Genomic DNA, 7,892 nt, shown 5'->3' with positions numbered 1-7,892 from the left:
AAGGGCCGGGGTTGGGGGTGGCTGCGGCGGTCAGTCTTGATGAGGCTGTGCAGGCGGAACGGCCGTCGTCACCCCCATCCCAACCCTTCCCCCATCGAGGGGGAAGGGCTTTGGCGGCTGACCGTTCTGAGAGACCCCTCACTGCAAGGGGAGAGGGATCAGGTTTACCCCTTGCGCGCCAGGCGGATCACGCCGTCGTCGCCTTCGCTGGCCCGGACCGGGAAGGCGCTGGTGACGGCGGTGACGAAGGCCTGGGGTTCGGTGCTTTGGAAGTAGCCGGCCAGGCGCAGGTCGGCGATCGACGGGTCGGCGATGCGGACCTTCTGGCGGTTGTAGCGGTTGAACTCGGCCACGGCCTGGCTCAGCGACTGGCCGTTCAGCGCGATGGCGCCCTGGCGCCAGGCGAGCGCGCGGTCGATCTCGGCCTCGGACAGCGGCTGGGCGTGGCCGCCGTGCGGGCCGTAGACCATGGCCGTGCCGGCGGCGATCCGCACTTCCTTGGCCGGCCCCTTGCCGTCGGGCTCGATGTCGGCGGCGCCGCGACGGACGGTGACGGCGGCGTTCTCGGCCCCCAGGCGGACGGAAAGCTCGCCGCCGCCGGTCTCGATGCGGGCGTCGCGGGCCTTGACCACGAAGGGACGGGCGTCGGGGGCGGCCTCGAACAGGGCCTCGCCCTTGACCAGCTTCACCTCGCGCACGCCGTTGCGATAGCGGACCACGACCTTGCTGTCGGTGTTGAGCTCGATGCGGCTGTTGTCGGCCAGCACCACGACGCGGCGCTCGCCGATGTCGGTGGCGTAGGCGGTCGAGGCGGTGGCGCTGAGCATGCCGGCCCCGAGGACGCCGGCGATCGCGGCGGCCGCGGCCATCATGGTCCAGGGCGAGCGGCGGTCGAAGGCGCGGCGGGCTTCTTCCTGCGCGAACAGGTCGGCGTCCGGCTTGGCGGCGACAGGCTTGAAGACGCGCAGGCGGTCGGCGCGCTCCCAGGCGGCGTGTTCGCGCTCGAAGGCGGCCTCGTTCTCGAAGCTTTCGGCGCGCCAGGCCTCGAAGGCGGCCCGTTCGTCAGGCGCGCAGGCAGGATCGGACAGCCGCACCACCCACTGGGCGGCGGCCGTTCTCACTGCTTCGCGTCGCGATCCCGCTTCCCGACCCATGAACGCCCTTCGTCGATACGCACTGGCTGGGTCGCGCCCGGGCGGCCCAGCTTTTCGGAACAGTAGCGAAGCCCCTTGATCAGGTGCTTCTCGACAGTCGAGACGGACAGGCCCATGCGAACCGCTATCTCGCCCGGCGACAGGCTATAGACTTTCCTGAGGGTGAATACACGCCGGCATTGTGTCGGCAGCTCGGCGATCGCCTCGCGCAGCTGGCGAAGCTCGTCGCGCGAGACCAGCGAGGCCTCGGGTCCGGGGGTCTCGTCCATGCCGCCGATCTGCTCGAAATCGGCGACGGCGGTGATGGTCAGCACCTTGCGGCGACGCAGGCCGTCGAAGGCGATGTTGCGGATGGTGCGCGAGGCGAAGGCGGCGGGATTGGTGATCTCGCGCCAGGTCTTGCAGGCGATCACCCGGGCGAAGGCGTCGTGGACCAGATCTTCCGGATCGGCCTCGCCGTTGCGGCAAAACTTGCGCGCATAGGCCAGAAGCCGCGGTTCCAGGGGCAGAATCTCCCTGCGAAACCAGGCTCGGCGCTGTTCGTCTTCTGGTGTCATCGCCCTCGTTCCCCGGCCGGGAACCAACCCCGGCGAAGCCGTCGTGGCAAGAGGCGAACACGCGCCCCGACGGCGGAGAGGGCTTATGCGCCGTGTTTCCGCAGGTAACATTGCCAGGTGGGGCAAGGACTTGCGCCCGGTGCGCGGACGCCAAAAGATTCAGCAGATTTTTTGCGCGGCCTGTCCGTCAGGCGGGCGCTCGCGCCTCCTTCAGTCGAGCAGTCCGGCAAGCTCGCCCGCAAGGCGCAAATCCTCGACGAACTCGGCCCGGGCGCGTTCGCGGGCGGCGGCGTCCGGCAGGCGCAGCAGGAAGGACGGGTGGTAGGTCAGCACCGCCCGGGTTTGATCGGGCAGTTGCAGCGCCTTGCCGCGATTGGCGCCGATGGGCGTGGCCTTGCCCATCACCGCATGCGCCGCCGTGGCGCCAAGGGCGACGATCACCCGGGGGCGGACGAGGCGCCGCTCGGCGTCCAGCCACCAGCGGCAGGCCTGCACCTCGCCGCGATCGGGGGTCTTGTGGATGCGCCGCTTGCCGCGCGGCTCGTGCTTGAAGTGCTTCACGGCGTTGGTGACGTAGGTCCGATCGCGCGGCACGCCGGCCTGTGCGAGCGCCTCGTCGAACACCTGGCCGGCGGGGCCGACGAAGGGGCGGCCGGCGAGATCCTCCTGGTCGCCAGGCTGCTCACCGACGAACATCAGCCGGGCGTGGGCCGCGCCTTGCCCGCTTACGCCCTGGGTGGCGTCGCGCCACAGGTCGCAGCGGCGGCACAGCTGCACGCCGGCCGCCACGGCCTCGAGGCTCGTGGGAACGTCGCCGTTGTAGGACCCGTCGCGGGCCTGGCGCAGGGCGGCCTTCAGCACGCGGTCGGGAGCGGGGGAGGGCGTGGCGGCGACCATGGCGGCGGCGCGCTCCTGGGCGGTTTCGATCAGCTGCGGAATGAGCCGCGCCTCGGGCAGGTTGCGCCAATAGCGCTTGGGCATCTCCTGGCGCATCATCTTCTCGTTCAGCCGCGCCGGATTGAAGATCGAGGCGTAATAGGTGCGCCAGAGTTCTTCCTGGGCGTCTTCGGCCGGCGCGTCGGCCGGATCGGCGCCGTCGGAGACCTTCAGCGTCTGACCGTCCCAGGCCACGCAGGCGTCGGGCGTCAGTATGGTCCAGGTCATGGTGGTGAAGCGGCGGGCGAAGAACGGGGCGGCGGCCTCGGTGACGCGGTGCGCCGGCTCGAACCAGGCGGCGTAGGCTTCCGGCTCGGTCTCGATCAGGCGGAAGCGGACGAAGGCGTGCATCTTGTGGATCGCCCGCGACACCGCCTTTTCCATGTCGCGCGCCTTGGCGACGTCGGGATCGGCGGGGTTGTCGATCAGGCGGGGCTCGCGCTCCAGCCGCCACAGCAGCCGATAGAGCAGGGCGAAGCGCTCGCCGGAGCGGTGCAGGACGACGGATCTGGCCAGCTCGACGAAGGCGGGCGGGACGGTAAAGCCCCTCCCCCTTACGGGGAGGGGTTGGGGTGGGGGAGATGGCTCCGAACCGGCCATCTCCGCGCTGGCACCCCCACCCCCTGCCCCCTCCCCGCAAGGGGGAGGGGAGAAGAGGTCTCTTTCGACCGTCCAGACGATGGTCTCGGGCGGAATGCCCTCGGTCCGCAGGTCGCGCGCCGCGACCCTCCAGCCGTCGAAGTCGATCTCGGAGGCCAGCCGCACCACGCGCATCAGAACAGGCTCAGCTGCGCCGGCTCGACCAGGCGGGCCTTCAGGTGCTCGCCATCGGTCGCCATGCCCGGCGTCCAGCCCTCGGCGACGACGAAGGCCTTGGCGCGCTTGACCACGGCGCCGACGCGCTTGAGGTCGTCGATCGTCAGCCGCGCCTGGCGACGGGCCAGCAGGATGCGCTCGACCGCCTTGGCGCCCAGGCCCGGCACGCGCAGCAGGGTCTCGCGGTCGGCCAGGTTGACGTCGACGGGGAACTTCTCCCGATGACGCAGCGCCCAGCCGGTCTTGGGATCGACGGAGAGGTCGAGATCCTCGCCGGCGCCGATGATCTCCGGCTGCTCGAAGCCGTAGAACCGCATCAGCCAGTCGGCCTGGTAGAGACGGTGCTCGCGCAGCAGGGGCGGGCGGCTGGACGGCAGGCGGTGGCTGGAATCCGGGATCGGGCTGAAGGCCGAGTAGTAGACGCGACTGAGGCGATAGGCGCCGTAGAGCGAGGCGCTGCGGGCCAGGATGTCGCCGTCGCTCGCCTGGTCGGCACCGACGATCAGCTGGGTCGACTGGCTGCGGGCGAAGGTCTTGCGGGGCGCGGTGCGGGCCGGCTCGGCGCGCTCGTCGATGGCCAGGCGCATGCGGCCCATGGCCCGCTTGATGTCGCCGACGTCCTTCTCGGGAGCCAGGGACTTCAGGCTCTCGTCCTGGGGCAGCTCGATGTTGATCGACACCCGGTCGGCATAGAGCCCGGCCTCGGCCGCCAGTTCCGGCGAGGCCTCGGGGATGAGCTTCAGATGGATGTAGCCGCGGAAGTCGTGGTCGAGCCGCAGGGCCTTGGCGATGCGGACCATCTCTTCCATCGTGTAGTCGCCGTTGCGGATGACGCCCGACGACAGGAACAGGCCCTCGATATAGTTGCGCTTGTAGAAGTTGAGGGTGAGGTCGACGACTTCCTGCACGGAAAACCGCGCCCGGGGCGTGTTCGACGACACCCGGTTGATGCAGTAGGCGCAGTCGTAGATGCAGAAGTTGGTCAGCAGGATCTTCAGCAGGCTGATGCAGCGGCCGTCCGGGGCGTAGGCGTGGCAGATGCCCATGCCTTCGGTGGAGCCGACGCCCTTGCCGCCGACGGAGTCGCGCTTCTCCCCGCCCGATGAGGCGCAGGAGGCGTCGTACTTGGCGGCGTCGGCGAGGATGGAGAGCTTGCGGCGGATATCGAGAACGGCCATCCGCACAGTCTATAGTTCTCTATTTGTTCCGTCGAGTTCTGCGTTGTCGCAGTGAGGGCGGAACCGGCCGCGCCTCTCGCGCGATCCTTTCACAGCAAGGGAGTTCGCCAATGGCGCGCCGCAAGGAAGACTGGCCCTCGACGATGCTCGACGCCTGGGCGCTGGGGATGGAGGCCTCGGCCGTCATCGGCCTGCGGACCATGGTCCTGGCCGGCGGCGGGGCGCGGGCGCAGAGCGAGGCGATCCGCATGACCACCGAGAAGATGGCGGCGGCGGCCGACGTCGGGCTGAAGTTCTGGACCGGCGGCCTGCCCCAGGCCCCGGACGCGGCGACGCGGGCGGTGATCCGGGACTACCGGACCAAGGTGCGCGCCAATCGCCGGCGTTTGGCGAAGGGGTAGCTTCGCGGCTTCCTCAAATCGTCATCCCGGCCGGAGCGTAGCGTAGAGCCGGGACCCAGGGGACTGGGCTCGGCTGCGGCTTCATCCGCCGGCGGTTGCAGGTGCGTTGCGGTGGCCCCTGGGTCCCGGATAAGCCCTGCGGGCTTTCCGGGATGACGCGCGTGGGGAGGCTTGAGCCTTGACCTAGTCCGGCCGCAGCGATCGCGGCCCCACCGCGTGTACCCGCTTGCCGCCCAGAGCCCCCGCCAGCGGCGGAGCGGCGAACAGGTTGGAAAAGGCCTGGTCGAGGATGTTGAGGCCGCCGGTATAGGCGCCGAAGGCCGGCAGGATCAGGCGCTGGCCGTCGGTGACGAAGCAGCGCTTGCGTACGCTGCCGCGACCGCTGGAGACGCGGGCGGCGGGGTGCAGGTGGCCGGCGACCTCGCCGGGCTGGACGCCGGGCTCGGGTTCGTGGCGCAGGATCAGGCCGCCGATGGAAAGCTCGTCGATGACCTGGCCGGGCAGGGTGCGGGGGCCGTCGGCGTCGTGGTTGCCCACCGCCCAGATCAGGTCGCGGCCGACGGAGAGGGCGCGCAGGCGCTCGGCGTCGTCGGCGGCCAGGCGATCCTCGGCCGCGCCGTCGTGGAAGCTGTCGCCGAGGAAGATCAGCGTCGCCGGTGTCAGCGCGTCCACCTCGGCCTCAAGCCGGGTCAGGGTCTCGCGGGTGTCGTAGGGCGGCAGCATCTGGCCGAAGCGCGCGGCGTAGGACGAGCCCTTCTCGAAGTGCAGGTCGGCGACCACCAGGGCGCGCTCGGCCTCAAGCCACAGGGCGCCGGAGCCGCGCAGCAGCACCAGCCGCTCGGACACCATGACCGTCAGGCCGCCGCAGTCGCTGAGCTGGAACTTCGTGCTCAAGCCAAACACCTCAAGACAGCGCCTCCGCGATCAGGTCTTCCTCCGCCTCGGCCAGGATCATGTCGCTGGCCGCGTCGCCGGGCGCGCGCTCGCGGCCGATCTCCAGCATGATCGGCACGGCGAAGGGCGAAACCTTGTCCAGCGCCGCTTGGCGGATGCGGCCCTTGATGCGGGCCAGTAGATCTCCCAGCCGCGCCACGTCCAGCTGACCGGTCGCCGCATCCATGCGGGCGCAGCGTAGCAAGAGGTGGTCGGGCTGGTGCTTGCGCAGCACGTCGTAGATCAGGTCGGTCGAGAAGGTGACCTGGCGGCCCGACTTTTCCTCGCCGGGGTAGCGCCGCTCGATCAGCCCGCCGACCAGGGCGCAGGCCTTGAAGGCGCGCTTCATCAGGAAGCTTTCGTTGAGCCAGTCCTCGAGGTCGTCGCCCAGCATGTCCTGGTCGAAGAGGTCAGCCAGATCCAGCTCGTCCATCGGCCGCAGCGACCAGATGTTGAGGGCGTAGTCGTTGCAGACGAAGCCCAGCGGGCCGACGCCCAGGCGATCGAGCCGCCGGGTCAGCAGCATGGCCAGGGTGGTGTGCGCCAGGCGCCCTTCGAACGGATACATGACCATGTGGAACCGCTTCCCGCGCGGGAAGGTCTCCAGCAGCATCTCGTCTTCGTCTGGGATCAGCGAGCGGAGCTTCTGATAGGCCATCCACTCCTGCACGTCGGGGGGCAGGGCCAGCCACTCGGCCTCGTCGTGCATCATCTTGCGCACACGCGACGCCAGATAGGTCGAGAGCGGGAACTTCGAGCCGCCCCAGCTGGGCATCTTCGGGTCCTTGTCCGGCGCGGGGGTGACGAAGGCGTCGGCGCCGACCAGGCTATTGAACCGCCAGACCTGGCCGGCGAAGACGAAGGTGTCACCCGGGGTCAGCTGCTCGAAATAGCCTTCCTCGGCCTCACCGATCTTGCGGCCGCCCATGGGACGACGGCCGCCGCCGATGCGGACATTGACCACGGCCGGCGAGACGATGGCGCCGACGTTCATGCGGTGGCGCTGGATCACTTGCGCGTTGCGGGCCTTCCAGAAGCCGTCAGCGTCCTCGACGATCCGGCGGAAGCGATCGTAGGTCTTCAGCGCGTAGCCGCCGGTGGAGACGAAATCGACGACGGTCTCGAAGTCTTCCCACGACAGGTCGGCATAGGGACCGGCGGTGCGGACCTCGTCATAGAGGTCGAGCAGCTTGAAGGGCTCGGAGCAGGCGCAGCCCATGACGTGCTGGGCCAGGACGTCGAGGGCGCCGATCCGGGCCGGCTCGCCGTCGAGGTGGTTCTCCAGTATGGCGTCGGCGGCGGCGCGACATTCCAGCATCTCGAAGCGGCTGGCGGGCACGAAGAGGGCGCGGCTGGGCTCGTCCAGGCGGTGATTGGCGCGGCCGATCCGCTGGACCATCCGCGAGGCCCCCTTGGGCGCGGCCAGCTGGATGACGAGGTCGACGTCGCCCCAGTCGATGCCCATGTCGAGGGTCGAGGTGCAGACCACGGCGCGCAGTTCGCCCCGCGCCATGGCGGCCTCGACCTTGCGTCGCTGCTCGGCCGACAGGCTGCCGTGGTGCAGGGCGATCGGCAGGCCCTCGTCGTTGAGCTTCCAGAGCTCCTGGAACGCAAACTCGGCTTGAAAACGCGTGTTGACGAAGACCAGCGCCGTGCGGCTGGCGGCGATGATCGCATAGACCTCGGCCATGGCGTGCTGGGCGGTGTGCCCGGCCCACGGCACGCGGCCGCCGGAGACGAGGACCTCCACCACGGGCTGGGCCCCGCCGGAGCCGAGGACGAGGTCGACGGATGGAACCTCCCCCAAAGGGGGAGGTTTCTTGGCGCGATCGATCCTCCCCCCTTGGGGGAGGTGGCCCGGAGGGCCGGAGGGGGACGGCCGCAGGCCGCCGGCGCTGGGGGGGGGGGGGGGGGGGG

At 70.1% G+C, this 7,892-nt stretch carries 7 protein-coding genes; 1 reads left to right on the top strand and 6 read right to left on the bottom strand.

The window, feature by feature from the left end; all coding sequences use genetic code 11:
* Positions 1 to 164 precede the first annotated feature (164 nt).
* The 4 genes from DMC18_RS03500 to DMC18_RS03485 form a co-directional block, all read right to left on the bottom strand.
* Positions 165 to 1,121 carry a FecR domain-containing protein gene (locus DMC18_RS03500; RefSeq protein ID WP_233245228.1) on the bottom strand — a complete coding sequence of 319 codons (957 nt, stop codon included), beginning with the start codon at positions 1,119 to 1,121 and terminating at the stop codon, positions 165 to 167.
* Entirely contained in the window at positions 1,118 to 1,738 is a 621-nt protein-coding gene (locus DMC18_RS03495; RefSeq protein WP_370444613.1) for an RNA polymerase sigma factor, read from the bottom strand. Before DMC18_RS03495 ends, DMC18_RS03500 begins: the two co-directional genes overlap by 4 nt.
* Before the next feature lie 183 nt (positions 1,739 to 1,921).
* Positions 1,922 to 3,421, bottom strand: a complete 1,500-nt coding sequence (locus DMC18_RS03490) for a UdgX family uracil-DNA binding protein (protein ID WP_110119597.1) — start codon at positions 3,419 to 3,421, stop codon at positions 1,922 to 1,924.
* Positions 3,421 to 4,641: a putative DNA modification/repair radical SAM protein gene (locus DMC18_RS03485; RefSeq protein WP_110119598.1), complete on the bottom strand. Its 1,221-nt coding sequence runs from the start codon at positions 4,639 to 4,641 to the stop codon at positions 3,421 to 3,423. The genes DMC18_RS03490 and DMC18_RS03485 overlap by 1 nt, the downstream gene beginning before the upstream one ends.
* Before the next feature lie 110 nt (positions 4,642 to 4,751).
* Between DMC18_RS03485 and DMC18_RS03480 the strand changes: the two genes are divergently transcribed.
* Entirely contained in the window at positions 4,752 to 5,042 is a 291-nt protein-coding gene (locus tag DMC18_RS03480; RefSeq protein WP_199228418.1) for a hypothetical protein, read from the top strand.
* Between the two features lie 183 nt (positions 5,043 to 5,225).
* On the opposite strand, the gene pdeM is transcribed toward DMC18_RS03480, so the two are convergent.
* Complete coding sequence (pdeM, locus tag DMC18_RS03475) at positions 5,226 to 5,891, bottom strand: ligase-associated DNA damage response endonuclease PdeM (protein ID WP_110119599.1); 666 nt, start codon at positions 5,889 to 5,891, stop codon at positions 5,226 to 5,228.
* A 55-nt stretch (positions 5,892 to 5,946) separates the two neighbouring features.
* Positions 5,947 to 7,892 (bottom strand): helicase-related protein (locus tag DMC18_RS03470; RefSeq protein ID WP_110132693.1); only part of this gene is annotated, 1,946 nt, incomplete at its 5' end.

This window comes from Caulobacter sp. D5 (assembly GCF_003185805.1).
Classification (GTDB): domain Bacteria; phylum Pseudomonadota; class Alphaproteobacteria; order Caulobacterales; family Caulobacteraceae; genus Caulobacter.
This window is presented reverse-complemented; position numbering and strand designations above follow the sequence as displayed.

Bases quoted from the DNA above. Each gene is read 5' to 3' on its own strand.
- DMC18_RS03490 (WP_110119597.1), bottom strand. From the start codon at position 3,421: ATGCGCGTGGTGCGGCTGGCCTCCGAGATCGACTTCGACGGCTGGAGG.
- DMC18_RS03485 (WP_110119598.1), bottom strand. From the start codon at position 4,641: ATGGCCGTTCTCGATATCCGCCGCAAGCTCTCCATCCTCGCCGACGCC.
- DMC18_RS03480 (WP_199228418.1), top strand. From the start codon at position 4,752: ATGGCGCGCCGCAAGGAAGACTGGCCCTCGACGATGCTCGACGCCTGG.
- pdeM (WP_110119599.1), bottom strand. From the start codon at position 5,891: ATGGTGTCCGAGCGGCTGGTGCTGCTGCGCGGCTCCGGCGCCCTGTGG.